We start from the raw sequence: 22421 nt of genomic DNA, 5'->3' as shown, positions 1-22421 counted from the left end.
GTCTCATTCTCCGGATCGTCCTTCCCCGTCGGCCCCTTCCAGGGCCTGGTCAAGGATGCCGGGCAGCGCCCGGAGAAGGGCGTCCGCCTCGTCGTCGCGCAGGTTCAGCGGTGGCATCAGCCGTACGACATCGGGGGCGGGCGCGTTCACCAGGAGGCCGGCGTCCTGAGCCGCCTGCTGCGCCTTGGGCGCGAGCGGCTCGGTGAGCACGATACCCAGGAGCAGGCCCGCGCCCCGGACATGGTCGATCAGACAGTGGCCGAGACCCTCGATTCCGTCGCGCAGTTTCTCGCCCTGCCGCTTGACGTTGTCCAGCAGTCCCTCGCGGTCGATGGTGTCGAGCACGGCGAGTCCGGCGGCGCAGGCCACCGGGTTGCCGCCGAAGGTCGTGCCGTGGTGGCCGGGCCGGAGCAGGTCGGCGGCCCGGCCGAAGGCGACGGTGGCGCCGAGCGGCAGCCCGCCGCCGAGCTGCTTGGCGAGGGTGACGACGTCGGGCAGGACGCCCTCGTGGGCCTGGTACTCGAACCAGTGGCCGGTGCGGCCGATACCGGTCTGCACCTCGTCCAGGACGAGCAGCGCGCCGGTCGCGGCGGTGATCGCGCGGGCGGCCTTGAGGTACCCGGACGGCGGGACGACGACGCCGTTCTCGCCCTGCACCGGCTCGATGATCACGAGCGCGGTCTCGTCGGTGACCGCGGCGGCCAGGGCCTGCGCGTCGCCGTAGGGCACGTGCGTGACGTCGCCGGGCAGCGGCAGGAACGGGTCGCGCTTGCCGGGCTGGCCGGTGAGGGCGAGGGCGCCCATGGTGCGGCCGTGGAAGCCGCCGTCGGTGGCGACGACGTGACTGCGGCCGGTGAGCCGGCCCATCTTGAACGCGGCCTCGTTGGCCTCCGCGCCGGAGTTGCAGAAGAAGACCTTGCCGTCGCGGCCGAACAGCCGCAGCAGCCGCTCGGCGAGGGCGACGGTCGGCTCGGCCATGAAGAAGTTGGAGATGTGGCCGAGGGAGCCGATCTGCCGGGTGACGGCCTCGACGACGGCCGGGTGGGCGTGGCCGAGGGCGTTGGTGGCGATGCCGCCGACGAAGTCGAGGTACTCGGTGCCCTCGGCGTCCCACACCTTCGCGCCGGCGCCGCGTACGAGGGGCAGGCGCGGGGTGCCGTAGTTGTTCATGAGCGCGCCCTGCCAGCGGGCGGTGAGCTCCTGGTTGCCGGTGCCCCGGCTGTCCGTGGCCTCGCTCGTGACGTCGCTCGTGACGTCGCTCGTGACGTCGCTCATGACGACTCCCCCTCGTGCTCGTCGGGCACGACCATCGTTCCGATGCCCTCGTCGGTGAAGATCTCCAGCAGGATCGAGTGCTGGACCCGCCCGTCGAGGACGCGTGCGGTGTTCACGCCGCCGCGGACGGCGTGCAGGCAGCCCTCCATCTTGGGCACCATGCCGGACGACAACTCCGGCAGCAGTTTCTCCAGTTGGGAGGCGGTGAGGCGGCTGATCACCTCGTCGCTGTGGGGCCAGTCCTCGTAGAGGCCCTCGACGTCCGTGAGGACCATGAGCGTTTCGGCGCCGAGCGCAGCAGCGAGTGCCGCAGCCGCCGTATCAGCATTGACGTTGTAGACATGGTGATCGTCCTGGGAGCGCGCGATCGAGGAGACGACCGGGATGCGGCCGTCGGCCAGCAGCGCCTCGATCGCGCCCGTGTCGATCTCTGTGATCTCGCCGACCCGGCCGATGTCGACCGGCTCGCCGTCGATCTCGGGCCGGTGGCGGGTGGCGGTGATGGTGTGCGCGTCCTCGCCGGTGAGGCCGACGGCGAACGGGCCGTGCTGGTTGAGCAGTCCGACCAGCTCACGCTGCACCTGTCCGGCGAGCACCATCCGTACGACGTCCATGGCGTCCTCGGTGGTGACGCGCAGGCCGGCCTTGAACTCGCTGACGATGCCGTGCTTGTCGAGGGCGGCGCTGATCTGCGGGCCGCCGCCGTGCACGACGACCGGCCTGAGGCCGGCGTGCCGCAGGAAGACGACGTCCTGGGCGAAGGCGGCCTTCAGCTCCTCGTCGACCATGGCGTTGCCGCCGAACTTGATGACGACGATCTTGCCGTGGTGCCGGGTGAGCCAGGGCAGCGCCTCGATGAGGATCTGGGCCTTGGGCAGGGCGGTGTGCTTGCGGGTGCTCATGAGGAGTAGGCGCTGTTCTCGTGGACGTAGTCGGCGGTGAGGTCGTTGGTCCAGATGGTGGCGGTCTCGGTGCCGGCGGCGAGGTCGGCGACGATGTGCACCTCGCGGTAGCGCATGTCGACCTTCTCGCGGTCCTCGCCGACGGAGCCGTTCTTGCAGACCCAGACGCCGTTGATGGCGACGTTCAGCCGGTCGGGCTCGAAGGCGGCGGAGGTGGTGCCGATGGCGGACAGGACGCGGCCCCAGTTGGGGTCCTCGCCGTGGATGGCGCACTTGAGGAGGTTGTTGCGGGCGATGGAGCGGCCCACCTCGACGGCGTCGGCCTCGCTCGCGGCACCCACGACCTCGACCTTGATGTCCTTGCTGGCGCCCTCCGCGTCGCGGATGAGCTGCTGGCCGAGGTCGTCGCAGACGGCGCGCACGGCCTCGGCGAACTCGGCGAACCCGGGCGCGATGCCGGACGCGCCGGAGGCGAGCAGCAGCACGGTGTCGTTGGTGGACATGCAGCCGTCGGAGTCGACGCGGTCGAAGGTCGTGCGGGTGGCCGCGCGCAGGGCCCTGTCGAGCGCCTCGGCCTCGATGTCGGCGTCGGTGGTGAGGACGACGAGCATGGTGGCGAGGCCCGGGGCGAGCATGCCGGCGCCCTTGGCCATGCCGCCGACGGTCCAGCCGTCCTTCGTGACGACGGACGTCTTGTGGACGGTGTCCGTGGTCTTGATGGCGATGGCGGCCTTCTCGCCGCCGTGCTCCGAGAGTTGACCGGCGGCGGTCTCGACTCCCGGGAGCAGCTTGTCCATCGGGAGCGGCACGCCGATGAGGCCGGTGGAGCAGACGGCGACCTCGCCGGCTCCGACGCCCAGCACGTCGGCGGCCTTCTCGGCGGTGGCGTGGGTGTCCTGGAATCCCTTGGGACCCGTACAGGCGTTGGCGCCACCCGAGTTGAGGACGACGGCGCTCAACTGTCCACTCTTCAGCACCTGTTCGGACCACAGGACGGGGGCGGCCTTGACGCGGTTGGAGGTGAACACGCCTGCGGCGGCGCGGCGGGGACCGGTGTTGACCACGAGGGCCAGGTCAGGGTTGCCGTTCTCCTTGATCCCGGCGGCGATGCCCGCCGCCGTGAATCCCTTCGCTGCCGTCACGCTCACGGCGCAACTCCGATCGTCGTCAGTCCGGTGGTCTCGTCGAGGCCGAGGGCGATGTTCATGCTCTGGACGGCACCGCCCGCGGTGCCCTTGGTCAGGTTGTCGATGGCGCTGATCGCGATGATCCGTCCCGCCGCCGCGTCGTACGCGACCTGCACGTGAACGGCGTTGGAACCGTGGACGGACGCCGTGGCGGGCCACTGCCCCTCGGGCAGGAGGTGGACGAACGGCTCGTCGGCGTACGCCTTCTCGTAGGCGGCGCGCAGGGACTCGGCGGTGACGCCTTCCGGCGCGTTCGCGCTGCAGGTGGCGAGGATGCCGCGGGGCATCGGGGCGAGGGTGGGGGTGAAGGACACCGAGACGCGTTCGCCGGCGACCGCGCTGAGGTTCTGGATCATCTCGGGGGTGTGCCGGTGGCCGCCGCCGACGCCGTACGGCGACATGGAGCCCATGACCTCGCTGCCCAGCAGGTGCGGCTTGGGCGCCTTGCCCGCGCCGGACGTGCCGGAGGCCGCGACGATCACGGCCTCCGTCCCCGCGAGCCCGGCGGCGTAGGCCGGGAACATCGCCAGCGACGCGGCGGTCGGGTAGCAACCGGGCACCGCGATGCGCTTGGACCCCTCCAGCGCGGCGCGGGCGCCCGGCAGTTCGGGCAGGCCGTAGGGCCAGGTGCCGGCGTGCGGGGAGCCGTAGAACTTCTCCCAGTCGGCGGCGTCGGTGAGCCGGAAGTCGGCGCCCATGTCGACGACGAGCACGTCCGGTCCGAGCTGCTCGGCGACGGCGGCGGACTGGCCGTGCGGCAGCGCGAGGAAGACGACGTCGTGACCGGCGAGGACATCGGCGGTCGTCTCCCCGAGCACCCGGTCGGACAGCGGCAGCAGATGCGGCTGAAGCGCCCCGAGCCGCTGCCCGGCGTTGGAGTTCCCGGTCAGGGCACCGATCTCGACCCCGGGGTGGGCGAGGAGCAGCCGCAGGAGCTCCCCACCCGCGTACCCACTCGCCCCGGCCACTGCCGCACGTACCGTCATGGACATCCTCCACCGACTCTCTCGATGGCATGACTATACGTATCGCTGCACGTTTATGCAACGCGTCGATGTTCGTCGTGCGGCCCGACGGCAGTCCGGTCCCTCACCCGCCGTACCTGTTCAGCCCGTGCGGAGGGTTCGGAAGCGGTCAGGGCTGGCCGGGGGGCGGTCGGCGATCTGGGTGGGCGGGCCCGGCCACTGGTGGATGCCTGTGTCCGGGGTGCGGGAGAAGTGGATGCGGCCTCGGGTGCCCTGTGCCTCGACGTCCGGCCAGGCGGCCGCGATGCTCGATCGGTCCGTGCCGTGGGTGCGCAGGGCCTTCGCCAGGACCGTGATCGTGTCGTAGCCCTCGAAGGCGACGAAGGACGGTGGGGCGGCCAGGCGCCCGCGGAGGGCCGTACCGACGCGTGTGCCGAGTGGGCCGAGGCGCTCGGGGAGGTAGCGCAGGAAGGGGATCGCGGCGCCCTCGTCGCCCAGCAGGGTCTGCCATTCCGGGAACTCGGGCTGGCCCGCCGGGGCGCCGATCAGGACGTCGGCGAGGCGTGGGTCGCGGCGGACGGCGCTGACGAGCGGGACGGCCGGTTCCGGGTGGCCGGTCAGGAGGAGCAGAGCCGTGGCGCGGTTCGAGAAGACTGCGTCGCACATCGCCTCTGGGGGGAGCGTGGCGGCTTCCAGTTCCACGACCGTGCCGCCGCGTCGTGCCGCGTGGTCCCGCAGGATTCGTGTCCCGGACGCCCAGTAGACGCTCGGCTGGGTGGCCACGGCGATGCGGCCGTGGCCCGCGTCGAGAAGGAAGTCCGCGAAGATCCGCCAGCCTCGGGACTGGGGCGGCGCGAGCCGCGCGACCCATGGCGTCGGCTCGTCGGTGAGCGTGTCCAGGACCGCCGACGAGCAGAGGAACGGCACGTGCAGGGCATGCGCCCTGGCCGCGACGGCTCGGGCGACGACACTGTGGTACTCCCCCGCCAGCGCTGCCACACCCAGGCCGGCCAGTTCGTCCACCGCCGCCTCGGCGCGGCGCGGGTCGGCCGCCGTGTCACGGACCAGCAGCTCGATCGGCCGTCCGTCGATCCCGCCGGTCGCATTGACCTCTTCGGTGGCCAACTCCAGGCCGGCGAGGAGGTGTTGACCCGCCTCCACCCACCCCGGGCGGGTGAGCGGCGCGAGGGCGCCGATCCGGACGGGTGACGGCGGGCGCAGTGGGGAGGCCATGCCGGACATTGCATCCGTCGCCGTCCCGGCAGGCAACCGGATACTCGCCCACGCCTCCCGCCGCAGCCCCGGGCCCCGTTCACGGCTCTTGCCACGGTCCCACGGCCCGTTCACGGCTCCCGCCGCGGCCGGTCCCGCGCCCCGGTCGGGGCGACAGCCTTGATCGCCGCCGCCCCGACCGGGTCCCGTCACCCCTGCCGCCTCAGCCGGAGGACGTCACCCCCGCTTCAGCCGCAGGAACGTGATCGAGTTCGCCGGGAAGGTGTACGTGAACTTCGCCGACGCTCCGCGGAAGGTGGACGCGACCGGGGTGACCGGCGTGTCCGTCTGCGTGTTGACCGCCTCCGGGTCGGCCGCCAGCGTCGTCACGCGGGCCGTGGACGCGACCTTGGCGCCGCCCAGGTCGATGGCCGTACGGGCGGCCGTGGACTGGGCGTTGACGACCTTGACGATCAGGTCGCCGGTCTTCGCGTCCTTGGTGACGACCTGCCGGAAGGGCTCGGCCGGCTTGTCGTCGGTGAAGCTGCCCCACTCCTGGCCGTCGAGGTACAGGGTCACCTGGCGGCCGCGCACCTTGATGTCGATGTCGTAGGCGCGGCCGGTTTCGATGGACCCCGCCTTCGAGATCAGGGTGGACTTGCCGCCGTCGGAGGCCTGTTCCACGGCGGACTGGGTGTTGTTCCAGCCGCCGAGGTTCCACCAGTAGTGGTTGCCGGTGTCCTTGACGCCGAAGGCGACGAGGAAGCCCTCGTTGCCCGACTTCTTGGTGGCCTTCACGTGCAGGTCGTAGTCGTGCCAGGCCGGGTCGCCGGCCGTGACCAGGGTGTTCTCGGCCGCCGCGTCGGTCTGGACGTACGCGCCGTCCACGACGCTCCAGTTCCCGGTGCCGTGGTGCGTCCACTTCGACGCGTCACCGGAGAAGTCGTCGCTGAGCAGCGTCGAGCCGTCCGCCGCGGTCACCCGCACGTCGTCGTACGCCGCGCTGGTCGCCCACGTCGACAGGCCCACGGCACCGGAGATCGGGCCGCTGACGTCCGGCGTGGTCGTGGCCGTCGACGGCACGACGCGGTCGCCGGTGTTGGTCATGAACAGCTTCTGGACCTCGTAGTTGGCCGAGCCCCAGGAGGCGTGGTTGTTGAACCAGATCATGTCCGGCCGCCACTGCACGTAGTCCTCGTTGGCCAGCAGCGGCGCGTACGAGGCCAGCTCGACGACGTCGGCGTTGCGCTCCAGGCCGGTCATGAAGGCGGCTTCGGCGAGGCCGTTCTTCCAGGCGTTGCCCTGGGAGGCGTACTCGCCGAGGAAGACCTTCGGGCCCTGCCGGTCGTAGGAGTCGTAGCGGTCGTTGTTCTGCAGGAACCACTGCGGGCTGTTGTAGTAGTGCTCGTCGACCATGTCGACGCCGGCCTCGCGGTTGAGCCGCCAGGCGGTGTCGAAGGTCGTGCCGGAGTCGTCGGGGCCGGAGTTGGAGACCACCGTGATGTCCGGGTACTTCGCCTCGATGGCGGTCCGGAACCGCTTGAAGCGGTCCATGAACTCGACCGGCAGGTTCTCCTCGTTGCCCACCCCGACGTGCGTGAGGCCGAAGGGCTTCGGGTGGCCCATGTCCGCGCGGACCTTGCCCCAGGTGGAGGTCGCCGGGCCGTTGGCGAACTCGATGAGGTCGAGGGTGTCCTGGATGTGCCGCTTGAGCAGCGCCTCGTCGTCGGTGGCGCGGTTCTGGCCGCAGCCGGTCACCAGGGCCGGGACGACGGGCAGCGGCATCGCGCCGACGTCCTCGGCGAAGCGGAAGTACTCGTAGTAGCCGAGACCGTAACTCTGGTTGTAGCCCCAGAAGTTGGCGTTGGTGGCGCGCTCCTCGACGGGGCCGACGGTGTCCTTCCACTGGTAGGCCCGCTTGCGTTCCCAGCCGGACGCCTCGCTGTAGTCACGCATGGAGCCGGTGTTGACGATGCAGCCGCCGGGGAAGCGCACGAAGCCCGGCTGGAGCGCCTCGATCTTCTCGGCGAGGTCCTTGCGCAGGCCGTTCGCCTGACCCTTGTACGTGTCGCGCGGGAACAGCGACACCATGTCGAGGGCGGCGTCGGCCGAGGAGGCGACGGCGAGGCGGCCGGTGCTGCTGGTGCGCGAGGCGGTGAAGGTCGCCGTGTACTTGGCCCAGCCGCCCTGCGCGGCGACCTGGCGGGCGGTCGCCAGGCTGCCCGCGGCGTCCTTCAGCGTCACCGAGAGCGTGGTGCCGGACTCCGCCCGCGCCCACACGGAGAAGTCGTACTTCTTTCCGGCCTCGACGCGGATCCCGGTGTTGTATCCCGCGTTCGTGACCGACGAACGGGCACCCAGGGAGAGGTAGTTGCGGTTGCGCTCGTTGAGGCGGCCCGAGTCGTTCACGACCTTCGCCGTGCCGTCGACCGCCCACGAGGTCAGCGGCGTGTACGTGGCGTTGTCGGCGGTGGAGTACTCGAAGGACCGGTTCTGCACGAGTTCGGCGTACAGGCCGCCGTCGGCGGCGCGGTTGATGTCCTCGAAGAAGACGCCGTACATCGTGTCGTCGATCTTCGCGCCCTGCTCGGCCGGGTCGACGGTGATCGCGTAGTCGGCGGCGTCGGCGGCCTGCACGGGTGCCGGGAAGACGACGGCGGCGGCCGTCAGGAACGCGCAGGCGGGGAGAGCGAGTCTCCAGCGCGTGCGGGTGGTGCGTGACATGGATGCTCCGCGGCTCGGGGGTGGAGTCATGGGTGGAGGCATGGGTCGTTCGCGGTCGTACGGGATGACACGGACTCGTTCGTTCGATATTTCGTACGGTGATCAGGACTTCGAACGGCAAGATAGGGAGGGGGCGTTGACGCGTCAATGGGTCGCGCAGGAACCGATGGGACGGAAGAACGGGACGGGATGGGCGAGTTCTGGCCAGTGCCGGACACGCTGGCGTACCTCGCGGGGCGCTGGCGGGTGCGCCGGTCGGTGCGGGATCTGGCGAACGGGCAGGACGGTCGCTTCACCGGGACCACCGATTTCCGGCCGCTGGACGGCGGAGGGCTGCTGCACCACGAGTCCGGCACGTTCGTCTGGCGGGGCGTCGCCCGGCCCGCCGAGCGGACCCTGCGCTTCCTGCCGGGGAGCACCCCGGGGACGGCGGACGTCCGCTTCGGGGACGGACGGCCCTTCCACGACCTGGACCTGACCACCGGACGCCATGTCGCCGGCCATCCGTGCGCGGCGGACCTCTACCGCGGCGAGTTCGAGGTCCTGGACGCGGACCGCTGGCGGACCGTGTGGCGGGTGGGCGGTCCCGCCAAGGACCTGGTGCTGACCACGGACTACGTGCGCGAGGGCTGAAGCGGCACGCCGTCGAAGCGCAGGTTCCAGCGGCCGGCGTGGCCGGTCACGGACGTCGCCGACAGCGGGCGCACGTCGATGTTCCAGTACGTCGCGGGCGGCGCCTTCAGGACGTAGACCAGGGCGGCCCGGATCACCGCGGGCTCGGCCACCGCGACGATGTGACCGCCGTCGCCGACGGGCCGCGTGTCGAGCCAGCCGCCGACGCGGGTGATGAAGGCGATCAGTGACTCACCGCCGTGCGGCACGCAGCGCGGGTCGGCGAGCCAGGCGTCCACGGCCTGCGGTTCACGGGCCATCGCCTCGCCGAGGGTGAGTCCGCGCCAGCGGCCCATGTCGCAGTCGCGCAGGGCGAGTTGCACGAGCGGCGCGTAGCCGAGGGCGTCGCCGGTGGCGCGGGAGCGCGGGGTCGGCGAGCAGTAGCGCAGCTCGGCCGCGGCGAGGGGCAGCAGGTCACGGCCGACGCGCTGCACCTCTTCCCAGCCGGCCGCGTCCAGCGGCCGGTCGTCGTCGAAGCGTTCCGCGAGCAGCGGCGAACTGCGCGCGGCGGCGACGAACGTGACGCGTAGCGACATGCGGTGATGGTGGTCCCGGAAAGTGCGCAGGTCAAGAGGAGTTACCTGCGATTAACCGAAGGTGCGTGTGACCTTACTCGGTGGTCAGAAGGACCGGGTCACCGGGCGGACACATCAGTCGAATTCGAGCAGCATCCAGTGGTCGGGGCGCTCCAGCGGCGCGAAGCCGAGCTTCGCGTAGACGCCGTGCGCGTCGTGCGTGGCGAGCATGATGCGGCGCAGGCCGAGGGGTCGCAGGTGGTCGCGTACGGCGGCGACCATGGCGGTGCCGACGCCCTTGCCGCGCACGGCCGGGTCGACGTACACGTCGCACAGCCAGGCGAAGGTGGCGCGGTCGGTGACGACCCGGGCGTACGCGACCTGCACTCCGGAGGCGCTGTCGTACACCCCGAAGTTGAGTGAGCCCTCGATGGCCCGGTCCTGCGTCTCGCGCGGTCGGCCGAGCGCCCAGTAGGCGTCGGTGGACAGCCAGTGGTGCACGCGTCCCGCGTCGACGCGCTCGCGGTCGGTGGAGATCTCGTAGCCCTCGGGGAGGCCCGGCGTGTCGCTCATGCAGGGATCGTCGCAGGCGGGCGCGGCCGGCGTCGACCTGTTGACAGGCGACGGGCTTCGCCCCAGCGGTCCGGGCGGCGGCGCGCTCACGCGTCGGCGGGCCGGCCCGCGACCGGCGCGCGCCCCGGCAGCTCGTCCCAGGCGGCGCGCAGCCGGCGTACGCCTTCCGCGATCTCCCCCGTCCCGGCGACCGCCGCGAAGCTCAGCCGTACGTGCGCGGCCGGGGGCTCCGCGCTGAAGTAGGGGCGGCCGGGGGTGATGGCGACGCCGGCGCGTAGGGCGGCGGCCGTCAGGGCGGTGTCGTCGGCGCCGTCGGGCAGCCGCAGCCAGAGGTGGTAGCCGCCGGACGGGATGTGCGGCAGGGCGAGTTCGGGCAGGCGGAGGCGGAGCGCGGCGGTCATGGCGTCGCGGCGGGCCCGCAACTGCGCGGAGACGGCGCGCAGATGGCGGGGCCAGGCGGGCGAGCCGACGAGTTCGAGCGCGGCCTCCTGGAGCGGCCGGGGCACGAAGAAGGTGTCGACGACCTGGATGGCCCGCAGCCGCTCCAGCACGGGACCGCGGGCCGCGAGGGCGCTCACCCGGAAGCTCGGCGAGGTCGCCTTGGTCAGCGAGCCGACGTGGACGACGACTCCGTCGGGGTCGTCGGCGGCGAGCGGGCGGGGCAGCGGCCCGGCGTCCTCGTGCACCAGCCGCCGGACGAAGTCGTCCTCGACGACGAACGCCCCGGCCTCGCGCGCGATGCGCAGCACCTCGGGTCGCCGCTCGGGGGACAGCACGGCGCCGGTCGGGTTCTGGAACAGCGGCTGGCAGACCAGGACGCGGGCCCCGCTGGCGCGGAAGGCGTCGGCGAGGAGGGCCGGTTTCACGCCGTCGGCGTCGACGGGGACGGGCACGGGGCGCAGTCCGGCGGCGCGGCAGATGGCCAGCATGCCCGGGTAGGTCGGCGACTCGACGAGGACGGGCGCGCCGGGCGGGGCCAGGGCGCGCAGCGCGGTGGTGAGGGCGGTCTGCCCGCCGGACGTGACGAGCACCTCGGCGGCGGTGACGGCACCGCCGATGCCGCGCGCGAACCACTCGCGCAGTTCGGGCAGGCCCTCCATGGGCGGGCGGCCCCAGGCGCCGGGGCGGCGTCCGGCCCGGGACAGGGCGGCGGCCATGGCGCGTTCCGGCTGGAGGGAGGGGTGCAGATAGCCGCCGTTGAACTCCACGACGCCGGGTGACGGGGCGGCCAGCGAGACGAGGACTCCGGAGGCGTCGACGGAGCGCGGCACGAGGTCGGCGGTGGCGTCCGCGCTGAGGGCGACCTCCTGCCAGGAGGTGTCCCCGGCGGGCGCGGCGGAGGTGCGCGGCCGGGCCCGGAAGGCGCCGGCGCCGGGCCGGGTGACGACGAGCCCCTCGGCGGCCAGCTGCGCCAGGGCGCGCGAGACGGTCACCGGGCTGACCCGGAACCGTTCGACCAGGGCACGGCTCGACGGGAGCTTTCCACCCGGTGAGTAGCGGTCGAGTTCACTCCGGAGCCGGTTCGCCAGGTCACTGACACTGCTACGCTCGTGCATGAGAGCACAGAGTAGCGCTATCGCGTCACCCTCGATAGCAGTCGGCACTTCTCCCGGACAGCGCCCCGGTCTCGGCACCGCCCTCGCCGCGCTCGGCGTCGTCGCCTTCTCCCTCACCTTCCCGGCCACCGCCTGGGGTCTGGAGGGCTTCGGCCCCTGGTCGCTGGTGGCCGTGCGCAGCGTCCTCGCCGCGCTGATCGCCGGCGGCTGTCTGCTCGCGCTGCGGATCCGGCCGCCGGCCCGCGCGCACTGGCCGGGGCTCGCGGTCGTCGCCGCCGGGGTCGTCTTCGGTTTCCCGCTGCTGACCACGCTGGCCCTGCAGACGTCGACGACCGCGCACGCGGCCGTGGTGGTGGGCCTGCTGCCGCTGACCACCGCCCTGTTCTCGGCGCTGCGGGTCGGCACCCGGCCGTCGCGCACCTTCTGGGCGGCGGCGCTGGCGGGCGCGGCGGCCGTGGTCGCCTTCACCGTGGAGCAGAGCGGCGGCGCCGTCACGGCCGCCGACGCGTATCTGTTCGCGGCGCTGCTGGTGTGCGCGGCGGGCTACACCGAGGGCGGCCGGCTGGCCCGGGTCATGCCGGGCTGGCAGGTGATCGGCTGGGCGCTGGTGCTGTGCCTGCCGGTCGCCGTACCGGCCGCCGCGGTGGCACTCGCGTACGAGCCGGTGGAGCTGACCGCGCACAGCGTGACGGGGCTGCTGTGGGTGGCGGCGGGCTCGCAGTTCCTCGGTCTGGTCGTCTGGTACCGGGGCATGGCGGCGATCGGCATACCCAAGGCCAGCCAGTTGCAGCTCGCCCAGCCGCTGCTCACACTGGTGTGGTCGGTGCTGCTGCTGGGCGAGCACCTGACGGTGGCCGCCCCGCTGACGGCCGCCGCGGTACTCGTCTGCATCGCCGTCACGCAGCGGGCGCGCGGCTGAACGGGGCGCACGGGCCGGCTCCGGCCGGGACCCCGCGCCGTGGACGCGAGGCCGTGGACCGCTGCTTTCGCACCTTCGTGAGGAGGCCCCGCAGATGCGCGCAACCGAGGGCGACCAGCTTGTCCAGCACGGCAGGGTGGTCGGTCAGCACGACAAGGTCGGCGAGATCGTCGAGGTGCTGGGCCGGGAGGGCACCCCGCCGTACCGCGTCCGGTTCGAGGACGGGCACGAGGGCGTGTGCTCCCCCGGCCCGGACACCGAGATCCGGCACAGGGAGACGCGGCAGTAGATCAGCGCGGGGGGCCCGCCGGCCGCCGGTAGTGGTCGGCGACCACCCGCGCCAGGGCGCCGTTGCGGTCCGCCGCCACCTCCCGGGCGGCGAAGTAGACGTGCCCGCGCACCTGCGGGTACCGCTCGGCGAGCGTGAGGTGCCGGGACAGCTCGGCCGGGTCCTGCCAGGCGGCGGGCTGCGCCGGGTCGCCCGCCTTGTAGAGCGCCTCGCCGACGTAGAGGCTGGTGCCGGTGCCGCGCGCCACGTCGGCCCACCAGGGCAGCAGCTTGGCGTAGTCGGCGGCGGTGAAGCCGATGTTCCAGTACAGCTGCGGGCAGATGTAGTCGATCCAGTTCCGGCGCACCCAGCGCCGGGTGTCCGCGTACAGGTCGTCGTACGTCTGCACGCCCGCGCGCGTGTCGGAGCCGCGCGGGTCGGTCGCGGCGTTGCGCCACACGCCGAACGGGCTGATGCCGAAGCGGGTGGTGGGCCTGATGCCCTTGACGCGGGCCGCGGTCTCCCGCACCAGCCGGTCGATGTTGTCGCGCCGCCAGGAGGCGCGGTCCGGGAAGGCCGTGCCGTGCGCCTCGTAGGCCGCGTCGTCGTCGAAGGTCTGGCCGGCCACCGGGTAGGGGTAGAAGTAGTCGTCGAAGTGGACGGCGTCGACCGGGTAGCGGTGCACGGCGTCGAGCATGGCGTCTTCGACGAAGGCGCGGACCTCGGGCAGGCCGGGGTTGTAGTAGAGCTTCCCGCCGTACTTCACGACCCACTCGGGGTTGCGGCGGGCCGGGTGCGAGGCGACGAGCCGTCCGGGGTCGGTGTGGTTGGCGACGCGGTACGGGTTGAACCAGGCGTGCAGTTCCAGGCCGCGGGCGTGGGCCTCCTCGACGGCCGTGCCGAGCGGGTCCCAGCCGGGCGACCTGCCCTGCGTGCCGGTGAGGACCTGCGACCACGGCTCGTACGGCGAGGGCCACAGGGCGTCGGCCGTCGGCCGCACCTGGAAGATCACCGTGTTGAGCCGGCGGCGCACGGCCGTGTCGAGGTGGTCGATCAGCTCCGCGCGCTGCTGTGCCGCGCTCAGGCCGGGCCGGGACGGCCAGTCGCGGTTGGCCACGGTCGCCAGCCACACGCCCCGCATCTCCGTGATCACCCGCCGTCCGCCGCCCGGCGCGGCCGACGCCGAAGCGGCCGACCCCGGCACGGTCGTCAGGGCGGCGAGTGCCGCGGCCGCGAACGTCCTGCGTGACAATCTGCTCATCTGCGCCCCCGGGGACCCTCCGGATCCGTGCGGTCACGGATCGCACCGAAGTCCCCCAGCATGCCCGACCCAGGCGATCGATCATCGGTACTTCGCGGTAACGTGCTCGATCGGAGCAGGGCCGTGACCCGGCGACCTGCCCCCAGCCGTAGATCAGCGAAAGGGACGATGTGACGGACACCCCAGCGGGAGACATCGGGCGCGTCGGAGTCGTGGGCTGCGGCCAGATGGGAGCGGGCATCGCGGAGGTCTGCGCCCGGGCCGGACTGGACGTGAAGGTCGCCGAGACCACCGGCGAAGCCCTGGAGATAGGCCGTACCCGGCTGTTCAACTCCCTGGACAAGGCCGCCCAGCGCGGCAAGATCACCGAGGAGGAGCAGGAGGCGACGCAGGCGCGCCTGAGCTTCACCACGGACCTCGGCGAGTTCGCCGACCGCGACCTGGTCATCGAGGCCGTCGTGGAGAACGAGCAGGTCAAGACCGAGATCTTCCAGGTGCTCGATCAGGTCGTGACCCGGCCGGACGCCATCCTGGCCTCCAACACCTCCTCCATCCCGCTGGTGAAGCTCGCGGTCGCCACCTCGCGTCCCGACCAGGTCATCGGCATCCACTTCTTCAACCCGGCGCCGGTGCAGCAGCTCGTCGAGCTGATCCCGGCGCTGACCACCTCGGAGGGCACGCTGAGCCGGGCCCAGCTCTTCACCGAGAAGGTGCTCGGCAAGCACGCCATCCGCGCCCAGGACCGCTCCGGCTTCGTGGTGAACGCGCTGCTGATCCCGTACCTGCTGTCCGCGATCCGGATGTTCGAGACGGGCATCGCCAGCCGCGAGGACATCGACAACGGCATGGAGATGGGCTGCGCCCACCCGATGGGTCCGCTGAAGCTGTCCGACCTCATCGGCCTGGACACGGTCGCCTCGGTCGCGCAGAGCATGTACGAGGAGTACAAGGAGCCGCTGTACGCCGCTCCCCCGCTGCTCCAGCGGATGGTCGACGCGGGCCGGCTGGGCCGCAAGACCGGTTCCGGCTTCTACACCTACGGCTGATCACGCACGGTCGGACGTCGGCCGGCCGACGTGCCCGGCACCCCACTCGGTGCCGGGCACGGCACGGGGGGGGTCAGGGCAGGGAGTCCTCTCCGAGCCTGAGGTGGTGCAGCAGGAGTAACGCGGCCGCCATGGTGGCGGCCGGGACCTCGCCGCGGGCGACCAGGTCGGGGACGACCTTGAGCGGGACCCATTCCCGCCGGTCCGACTCGAAGTCGTCCACCGGGTGCCCGAGGTACTCGCCGTCGTCGGCCCAGTAGACGTGGTGCCGGGCGTCGGTGAGGCCGTTGGACGGTTCCACGGTCATGAGGTGGCGCAGGGGTCCCGGCCGCCAGCCGGTCTCCTCCTCCAGTTCCCTGGCCGCCGCGTCGGCGACGTCCTCGCCGTCCTCGACGACGCCCGCCGCGAGTTCCCACCCCCAGCTGTCGGTGATGAAACGGTGGCGCCACAGCAGGAGGACCTCGTTCGCCTCGTTGACCACGGTGGCCACGGCGACGGGCCGCAGCCGTAAAAGGAAGTGGTCCAGGTGCCGGCCGTCCGGGAGCGCCACGTCCGCCAGGTTGACGGTGAACCAGCGGTTTTCATACACAGTCTGTTCGCTCTGTTTCGTCCACTGCACGGTTCTGCCACCTTCCGTCGGGTGAGTGGCAATATCGCAGCAGCAGCTGTGACGCGTCGGTGCTCGGGCGGCCTTCGGCCACGCGGGCCGCACCGGCCTCCTACAGGGGTACGCGCAGCGCCCCGTCGATGAGTTCGGCGGCCTCGGCGGTGCCCGGACAGCCGCTGCGCACCAGGCGCTCGCGGACCGCGCGCAGTCTGTCGCGCAGCCGCTGCGACTCCATCCCCCGCGCCTGCTCGGCCATTTGGACGGCGACGGCGACCGCCTTGTCCGCGTTGCCCTGCCGCAGCTCGATGGTGCTGAGCATGGCCAGCCGGTGCACCCGCCCCCGGTCGTGGGCGGGGCTGTCCACCGCCGCCGCGGCGTGCTCCCCGGCCGCCGCCAGCTCGCCGAGGCTCAGCAGGGCCTCGGCCACCTGCACGTTGACCAGACCGGGCTGCACGTAGCCGGTCTCGTCGGGTTCGTGGCCGCGCCGGATGCGTTCCGCGGCCTGCTCGGCGCGCCGGATGCAGGACAGGGCGCTGCTGCCGTCGCCCAGGTGTGCGTACGCCTTGGCCTGCATCGCGTACAGGTCGGAGGCGAGCGCCGGGGTGATGTGCCGTCCCGCGGCGCGCAGCGCGGCCTCCGCGAAGGCGACGGCCTGGCGGTACTCCCGCATGAACAGCGACTGGTTGACGAGCAGCGCGATGACATACGCCCCGAGTCCCCGGTCGCCGCTGGCCTTGGCGAGTCTGAGGGCCTGGTGGAAGTAGCGCTGGGCGAGGCCGTGCGCGTCGGAGTCGTACGCGCAGATGCCGGCGATCGCCACCAACCCGCCGGTGGCCCGGTGCAGTTGGCGTCCGGTGGCGTCGGTGTAGCCGCCGCGCAGCAGGGGCGCCGCCTCGGAGTTGAGGAAGCCGACGATGCGGGCGCGGGTCGCCACGCCGCCGGCCTTGCGGTACATCTGCTCGTAGTGGGTGCGGGCGGCGCGCAGCAGCTGGAGGTCGGCCGTCGTGACGCGGTGCCGCCCGCCGCGGGAGACGTCCACGTCCTCGGGCGGGTTCTCCCACTCCCACACGGGCATCACGGCGGGGGTGCCGGTGACGGCCGGGGCGTCCAGGATGTGCGGGCGCCGCTGCTGGTCGGAGCGCCACAGCGCGGTGGCGCGTTCCACGAAGCCGGACAGCGATCCGGTGTGCGGGGCGGACGGTTCGCCGGGCACGCCGAGGCCGATGTCGTCCAGGGTGACGGGCCGTCGCAGCCGGGCCGCGAGCACCTCACAGATCAGGTCGGGGACCTGGCCGCGGGGCCGCTGACCCTTCAACCACCGTGCCACGGCGGTGTGTTCGTAGCGGAGCGAGAGCCCGCGCGCGCGGCCCGCCTGGTTGACGTGGGCCGCGAGACCCGCGTGCGAGATCCCGGCCTCGTCGAGGATCGCGTCGAGCAGGGTGTTGGGCTGCATGGGTGGCCCCCCGGTGGCTGGGTGCGGGACAGACTAGTGCGGACGGCTTCACACGGGGTGTGAACGGAGTGCTCGAATCCGCACCGTGTGCGCGCTGTCGCGGAGAGTGTCCCGCCGGTTGACTGAAATGCCTCGCAAGAGGCCGGCCGGGCCGCCGGCTCCCCCTCGTACAGTGCGGCGGCCCGATCCCGCGCCGTCCGCCCGGCTGCCTGCCCGACACTCCGTGGCGGGGCGGACGGCGCGCCGCGCGGACACACCCGGCGGGCCGCCGGGGCGCGCCGCGGCAGCGTGATGCTTCGCGGCCTCGACGTCACGTGACGTGGTGCGCCCGGTGTCCCACGGGTGGGCCCGCGTGCGGCGCGACGGGGCGCCGGTCGTTGCGCAGGACGAGCAGGGCGACGTCGTCGGCGGGCGACGGGCCGGTGTGGCGCAGGAGTCGGGTGAGGACGGTGCGCAGCACGCTCTCCGGGCAGACCGGTGTCTCGCGGACGGCTTCGGCGAGGACGTCGGTGAGCGGGAAGAACCGGCCGTGGTCGTCGCGGGCCTCCTCCACCCCGTCGGTGTGCAGGAACAGGGCGTCGCCGGGCCGCAGTCGGCCGCAGGGCAGGGTGGGCAGTTCGGCCGGCAGCGGGAAGGGCCCGACGGGCGGCAGGGGTTCGGCCCCGGCGATCGGCGCGGCGCTCTGCCCGGTCAGCAGATACGGCCAGGGGTGCCCGCAGTTGAGGACGTGCAGGCCGCCGTCGCCACGGATCTCCAGCAGGACCAGGGTGACGAACTCCTCGCCGGCCGGCACCTCCGCCTCCCGCCCGGGGTCCGGGGCCTCGTCGCGCGCGTGCTCCCGCAGGTGCCGGGCCAGCGCCCGGTCCAGCCGGCGCAGCACGCCCCCGAGGTCGGTCTCGTCGTGCGCGGCCTCCCGGAAACTGCCGAGGACGGCGGCCGCCGTGGACGCCGCGGCGAGGCCGTGGCCGCGTACGTCGCCCATGACGACCCGCACGCCGTGCTCGGTGGGGATCACCTCGTAGAGGTCTCCGCCGATCGAGGCGCCCCGGTCGGCGGAGAGCTGCGCGGCGGCCACGCGCAGTCCGTCGACGCGGGGCGGCAGGGGACGCAGCAGGGCGCGCTGCGCGGCGCTCGCCACCCGGCGGGCCTGCCGCACCTCGCGCAGCATCACCGCCGCATGTGCAGGACGAGCCCGGCGGCCCCCCATGCCGTGGCCAGTCCGAGGGCGAGCGGTGTCCGGGGGAACCGCGGCGTGACCGGCCGGGCCCGTGACCTGATGCGGAACATGCCGATGGCCCCCCAAGTAGGCCGTGACAGCGCAGACGGCCCCGAAAGGCCGGTCCGATTCTGTCGACGCCACAGCCGCGGGAGGCCGTATCGCCCGAGAAGCACCCGTACGAGTGAGGTGCCGGGGGAAGCCGCAGAGGGCTCGCGGAGCCCTGAAAGAGACGAGTGCGGGGAACCGCGCCGCACGCCGCGCGGGGCGCGGCGCGGTTCCCTTCGCGACGCTCAGCCGCGCAGTACGGCCCCGAGGCGCTCGCCGGCGAGGGCGACCGCCGCGTCCCGGGCGGCCGACGCCTCGTCCACGGTCAGCGTCCGGTCGGCGGCGCGGAAGCGCAGCGCGTAGGCCAGCGACTTCTTGCCGTCGCCGAGCTGGTCCTCGTTCTCGTAGACGTCGAACAGCCGGATGGACTCCAGCAGTTCACCGGCTCCGTCGCGCAGCGCGGCCTCGACCTCGGAGGCGGGGACCGGCTTCTCGACAACGAGGGCTACGTCCTGCGTGGCGACCGGGAACGTGGAGATGCCCGGCGCCTGCGGCGCGCCGTCGCCGGCCCGCTCCAGGGCGTCCAGGTCGAGCTCCATCGCGCAGCCGCGCTCCGGCAGACCCAGCGTCTTGAGGACGCGCGGGTGCAGTTCACCGGCGTGGCCGATGACGCGCTCGGCGCCGTCGACGGTGACCACCAGCTCGGCGCACCGGCCCGGGTGCCACGGCCCGTACTGGCCCTTGCGGACGGCGAGTTCGGCGCCGGCCTCGCGGGCGACGGTGCGGGCGGCCTCGATCGCGTCGGCCCAGTCGGCCGGGCGGCCCTTCCCCCACCAGCCGGCCTGCTCACGGGCGCCGGCGAGGACGACGGCGACGTGACGCGGCTGGTGCGGCAACGCGGCGTCCAGCTCGGCGAGTTCGGCGTCGGTGGGGCGCCGGTCGACGGGCAGGACGGCGGCGGCCCGCTGCTCCTCGCGCGGCTGGAAGACCAGGCCGGTCTCGAACAGCGCCAGGTCGTGCGAGCCCCGGCCGTCGTTGCGGCGCAGGGCGCCCAGCAGGCCCGGCAGCAGCGAGGTCCGCAGCGCGGGCTCCTCGTCGTTGAGCGGGTTGACGAGCTTCACGACGCGGCGGGCCGGGTCGTCGGCGTCGAGGCCGAGCTGGTCGAAGACCTGCTCGCTGACGAAGGGGTAGTTCGGAGCCTCGACGTAGCCCGCCCCGGCCAGCGCCCGGCCGATACGGCGGTGCAGGCGCTGACGGTAGGTCAGTCCGCGGCCGGCCGGCGGCTTGGGCAGCGTGGAGGGCAGGTTCTCGTAACCCTCCAGCCGGATGACCTCCTCGGCGAGGTCGTTCGGGTCGGTGAGGTCGGGCCGCCAGGACGGCACGGTGACGATCAGCTCGTCCTGGCCGTACACGTCGCAGCCCACCTGCTGGAGCCGGCGCACGACGGTCTCGCGGCCGTACGCGACGCCCGCGACCTTGTCCGGGTGGTCGGCCGGGATGGTGATGGTGCGCGGCGCGGTCGGCGCGATGACCTCGGTGACGCCGGCCTCGGCGGTGCCGCCCGCGAGGAGCACGAGCAGGTCGACGGTGCGCTGCGCGGCAGCGGCGGCGGCCTGCGGGTCGACGCCCCGCTCGAAGCGTCGGGACGCCTCGGACGACAGGCGGTGCCGGCGGGCCGTGCGCGCGACGGTCACGGCGTCGAAGTGCGCGGCCTCGATGACCACGTCGGTCGTGCCGTTCTCCGCACCGTCGTGGTCGGCGATCTCGGTGTTGGCGCCGCCCATGACACCGGCGAGCCCGATGGGGCCGCGGTCGTCGGTGATGACCAGGTCCTCGGCGTCCAGCGTGCGCTCGACGCCGTCGAGGGTGGTGAGCTTCTCGCCCGGCTCGGCGCGGCGCACGCCGATGGTGCCCTGGACGAGGGCGCGGTCGTAGGCGTGCAGGGGCTGGCCCAGCTCCATCATCACGTAGTTCGTGACGTCGACGGCCAGGGAGATCGGGCGCATGCCGACCTTCTGGAGCCGGCGCTGGAGCCAGATCGGGGAGCGCGCCTCGGGGCTCAGGCCGGTCACGGTGCGGGCGGTGAAGCGGTCGCAGCCGGACGGGTCGGAGACCTTCACCGGGTAGCCGAAGGCGTTCGGGCCGGGCACGTCGAGGAGCGCCGGGTCGCGCAGCGGCAGTCCGTAGGCGGTGGCGGTCTCGCGGGCGACGCCGCGCAGGGACAGGCAGTAGCCGCGGTCGGGCGTGACGGCGATGTCCAGGACCTCGTCGACCAGTTCCAGCAGCTCGATGGCGTCCTTGCCGACCTCGGTCTCGGGCGGCAGCACGATGATGCCCTTGGTGCCGTCGTCGCCCATGCCGAGCTCGTCGCTGGAGCAGATCATGCCGTGCGAGACCTTGCCGTAGGTCTTGCGCGCGGCGATCGCGAAGCCGCCGGGCAGGACCGCGCCCGGGAGGACCACGACGACCTTGTCGCCGACGGAGAAGTTGCGGGCGCCGCAGACGATCTCCTGCGGCTCGCCCGTGCCGTTGGCCCGGCCGACGTCGACGGTGCAGAAGCGGATGGGCTTCTTGAAGCCCTCCAGCTCCTCGATGGTGAGGACCTGGCCGACGACCAGCGGGCCCTTGAGGTCGGCGCCGAGCTGCTCGACGGTCTCGACCTCTAGGCCTGCGGAAATGAGCTTGGCCTGGACGTCACGGCCGGTTTCGGTCGCCGGCAGGTCGACGTACTCCCGCAGCCAAGAAAGCGGGACCCGCATCAGATCTCCATCCCGAACGGCCGGGTGAACCGGACGTCACCCTCGACCATGTCTCGCATGTCCTCGACGTTGTGGCGGAACATCAGCATCCGCTCGATGCCGAACCCGAAGGCGAAGCCGCTGTACTTCTCCGGGTCGACGCCGCAGGCGGTGAGCACCCGCGGGTTGACCATGCCGCAGCCGCCGAGCTCGATCCAGCCCTCGCTGGAGCAGGTGCGGCAGGGCCGGTCGGGGTTGCCGACGGAGTCGCCCTTGCAGACGTAGCAGAGCATGTCCATCTCGGCGCTCGGCTCGGTGAAGGGGAAGAAGTTCGGCCGCAGCCGGGTCTTCATGCCCTCGCCGAACAGGGACTGGACCATGTGGTCCAGGGTGCCCTTGAGGTCGGCCATGGTGAGGCCCTCGTCGACGGCGAGGAGCTCGACCTGGTGGAAGACGGGCGTGTGCGTGGCGTCCAGCTCGTCGGTGCGGTACACGCGGCCGGGGCAGATCACGTAGACCGGCAGTTCGCGCTCCAGCAGGGAGCGGATCTGCACGGGCGAGGTGTGGGTGCGCAGCACGACGCCGGACTCGGTGCCGCCCTCGGGGCCCTGCACGAAGAACGTGTCGTGCTCACCGCGCGCGGGGTGGTCCGGGCCGATGTTGAGGGCGTCGAAGTTGAACCACTCGGCCTCGGCCTGCGGGCCCTCGGCGACCTCGTAGCCCATGGCCACGAAGATGTCCTCGATGCGCTCGGACAGCGTGGTCAGCGGGTGGCGGGCGCCGGCCGGCACGCGGTCGTGGGGCAGCGTGACGTCCACGGCCTCCTCGACCAGCACCCGGGCGTCGCGCTCGGCCTCCAGCTCGGCCTGGCGGGCGGCGAGGGCCTTGTTGACGGCGCCGCGGGCCTGCCCGACGCGCTTGCCGGCGTCGGCCTTGGCGTGGGGGGGCAGGGCGCCGATCTCGCGGTTGGCGAGGGCCAGCGGGGAGGTGCCCCCGGTGTGGGCGACCTTCGCCTCCTGGAGCGCGTCGAGGGAGTCCGCGGCGGCGAAGGCGGCGAGCGCCTCGTCCCGCATGCGCTCGATCTCTTCCGGTTTCAACGCCTCGACCTCGACAGGGTCGTACGACTTATTCGGTGCCGACATCTCTTCCCGTGCTTCCGATTGGCTGGCTGGAGGTCCCCGTCACTGATCCGATGGCGGATCGTCGCCGACTTCGGGACACAAAGGTGCCAAAGGCCGAGTCTAACGGGGGTGGAGGTGGGCGAACGCGCCCGTGGGGCTCTCG

General features: G+C 72.8%; 19 protein-coding genes. 4 read left to right on the top strand and 15 right to left on the bottom strand.

What is annotated here, in order from left to right:
* Nucleotides 1-3 precede the first annotated feature (3 nt).
* The 6 genes from ACZ7D7_RS23610 to ACZ7D7_RS23585 form a co-directional block, all read right to left on the bottom strand.
* On the bottom strand, nt 4-1275 hold the full coding sequence (locus ACZ7D7_RS23610; RefSeq protein WP_470826764.1) for an acetylornithine transaminase: 1272 nt from the start codon (nt 1273-1275) through the stop codon (nt 4-6).
* Nucleotides 1272-2177, bottom strand: coding sequence for an acetylglutamate kinase (gene argB / locus ACZ7D7_RS23605; RefSeq protein ID WP_470826762.1), 906 nt, complete (start codon nt 2175-2177; stop codon nt 1272-1274). The genes ACZ7D7_RS23610 and argB overlap by 4 nt, the downstream gene beginning before the upstream one ends.
* Nucleotides 2174-3325 carry a bifunctional glutamate N-acetyltransferase/amino-acid acetyltransferase ArgJ gene (gene argJ / locus ACZ7D7_RS23600; RefSeq protein ID WP_470826761.1) on the bottom strand — a complete coding sequence of 384 codons (1152 nt, stop codon included), beginning with the start codon at nt 3323-3325 and terminating at the stop codon, nt 2174-2176. The genes argB and argJ overlap by 4 nt, the downstream gene beginning before the upstream one ends.
* Nucleotides 3322-4350 carry an N-acetyl-gamma-glutamyl-phosphate reductase gene (argC, locus tag ACZ7D7_RS23595; protein WP_470826759.1) on the bottom strand — a complete coding sequence of 343 codons (1029 nt, stop codon included), beginning with the start codon at nt 4348-4350 and terminating at the stop codon, nt 3322-3324. The genes argJ and argC overlap by 4 nt, the downstream gene beginning before the upstream one ends.
* Before the next feature lie 120 nt (nt 4351-4470).
* On the bottom strand, nt 4471-5562 hold the full coding sequence (locus ACZ7D7_RS23590) for an ABC transporter substrate-binding protein (RefSeq protein WP_470826758.1): 1092 nt from the start codon (nt 5560-5562) through the stop codon (nt 4471-4473).
* 216 nt (nt 5563-5778) lie between these two features.
* Complete coding sequence (locus ACZ7D7_RS23585; protein ID WP_470826757.1) at nt 5779-8265, bottom strand: alpha-L-arabinofuranosidase C-terminal domain-containing protein; 2487 nt, start codon at nt 8263-8265, stop codon at nt 5779-5781.
* A gap of 189 nt (nt 8266-8454) precedes the next feature.
* Between ACZ7D7_RS23585 and ACZ7D7_RS23580 the strand changes: the two genes are divergently transcribed.
* The gene (locus tag ACZ7D7_RS23580) at nt 8455-8898 is read left to right on the top strand and encodes a DUF6314 family protein (RefSeq protein ID WP_470826756.1); all 444 of its coding nucleotides are present in this window, start codon (nt 8455-8457) and stop codon (nt 8896-8898) included.
* Here ACZ7D7_RS23580 and ACZ7D7_RS23575 read toward each other — a convergent pair.
* The 3 genes from ACZ7D7_RS23575 to ACZ7D7_RS23565 all read right to left on the bottom strand — a co-directional run bounded on the left by ACZ7D7_RS23575 (nt 8880) and on the right by ACZ7D7_RS23565 (nt 11581).
* Complete coding sequence (locus ACZ7D7_RS23575) at nt 8880-9473, bottom strand: histidine phosphatase family protein (protein WP_470826755.1); 594 nt, start codon at nt 9471-9473, stop codon at nt 8880-8882. The two genes, ACZ7D7_RS23580 and ACZ7D7_RS23575, sit on opposite strands and share 19 nt — an antisense overlap.
* Nucleotides 9474-9587: 114 nt before the next feature.
* On the bottom strand, nt 9588-10025 hold the full coding sequence (locus ACZ7D7_RS23570; protein WP_470826753.1) for a GNAT family N-acetyltransferase: 438 nt from the start codon (nt 10023-10025) through the stop codon (nt 9588-9590).
* Nucleotides 10026-10111: 86 nt separating this feature from the next.
* Entirely contained in the window at nt 10112-11581 is a 1470-nt protein-coding gene (locus ACZ7D7_RS23565) for an aminotransferase-like domain-containing protein (RefSeq protein WP_470826752.1), read from the bottom strand.
* Here ACZ7D7_RS23565 and ACZ7D7_RS23560 point away from each other — a divergent pair.
* Together ACZ7D7_RS23560 and ACZ7D7_RS23555 are read left to right on the top strand one after the other, a co-directional pair.
* Nucleotides 11580-12500, top strand: a complete 921-nt coding sequence (locus ACZ7D7_RS23560) for a DMT family transporter (RefSeq protein WP_470826750.1) — start codon at nt 11580-11582, stop codon at nt 12498-12500. The genes ACZ7D7_RS23565 and ACZ7D7_RS23560 overlap by 2 nt on opposite strands.
* A gap of 94 nt (nt 12501-12594) precedes the next feature.
* Nucleotides 12595-12789, top strand: coding sequence for a DUF1918 domain-containing protein (locus tag ACZ7D7_RS23555; RefSeq protein WP_470826749.1), 195 nt, complete (start codon nt 12595-12597; stop codon nt 12787-12789).
* 1 nt (nt 12790) lies between these two features.
* Here ACZ7D7_RS23555 and ACZ7D7_RS23550 read toward each other — a convergent pair whose 3' ends face one another.
* The gene (locus ACZ7D7_RS23550; protein ID WP_470826748.1) at nt 12791-14029 is read right to left on the bottom strand and encodes a glycoside hydrolase family 10-like protein; all 1239 of its coding nucleotides are present in this window, start codon (nt 14027-14029) and stop codon (nt 12791-12793) included.
* 170 nt (nt 14030-14199) lie between these two features.
* Between ACZ7D7_RS23550 and ACZ7D7_RS23545 the strand changes: the two genes are divergently transcribed.
* Nucleotides 14200-15075, top strand: a complete 876-nt coding sequence (locus ACZ7D7_RS23545; RefSeq protein WP_470826747.1) for a 3-hydroxybutyryl-CoA dehydrogenase — start codon at nt 14200-14202, stop codon at nt 15073-15075.
* Nucleotides 15076-15148: 73 nt separating this feature from the next.
* Here the strand turns inward: ACZ7D7_RS23545 and ACZ7D7_RS23540 are convergent, their stop codons facing one another.
* The 5 genes from ACZ7D7_RS23540 to pheS form a co-directional block, all read right to left on the bottom strand.
* On the bottom strand, nt 15149-15694 hold the full coding sequence (locus tag ACZ7D7_RS23540) for an NUDIX hydrolase (protein WP_470826745.1): 546 nt from the start codon (nt 15692-15694) through the stop codon (nt 15149-15151).
* A 100-nt stretch (nt 15695-15794) separates the two neighbouring features.
* The gene (locus tag ACZ7D7_RS23535; RefSeq protein WP_470826744.1) at nt 15795-17135 is read right to left on the bottom strand and encodes a transcriptional regulator; all 1341 of its coding nucleotides are present in this window, start codon (nt 17133-17135) and stop codon (nt 15795-15797) included.
* A gap of 310 nt (nt 17136-17445) precedes the next feature.
* Nucleotides 17446-18303 (bottom strand): PP2C family protein-serine/threonine phosphatase, encoded by an 858-nt coding sequence (locus tag ACZ7D7_RS23530; RefSeq protein ID WP_470826992.1) that lies wholly within the window; start codon nt 18301-18303, stop codon nt 17446-17448.
* 341 nt (nt 18304-18644) lie between these two features.
* Complete coding sequence (gene pheT / locus ACZ7D7_RS23525; protein ID WP_470826742.1) at nt 18645-21158, bottom strand: phenylalanine--tRNA ligase subunit beta; 2514 nt, start codon at nt 21156-21158, stop codon at nt 18645-18647.
* Nucleotides 21158-22279: a phenylalanine--tRNA ligase subunit alpha gene (gene pheS / locus ACZ7D7_RS23520; RefSeq protein ID WP_470826740.1), complete on the bottom strand. Its 1122-nt coding sequence runs from the start codon at nt 22277-22279 to the stop codon at nt 21158-21160. Before pheS ends, pheT begins: the two co-directional genes overlap by 1 nt.
* Nucleotides 22280-22421: the final 142 nt, after the last annotated feature.

This window comes from Streptomyces sp. NPDC037054 (assembly GCF_055606745.1).
Note: the sequence above shows the minus strand (reverse complement) of the source record. Positions and strands in the feature narration are given on the sequence as shown.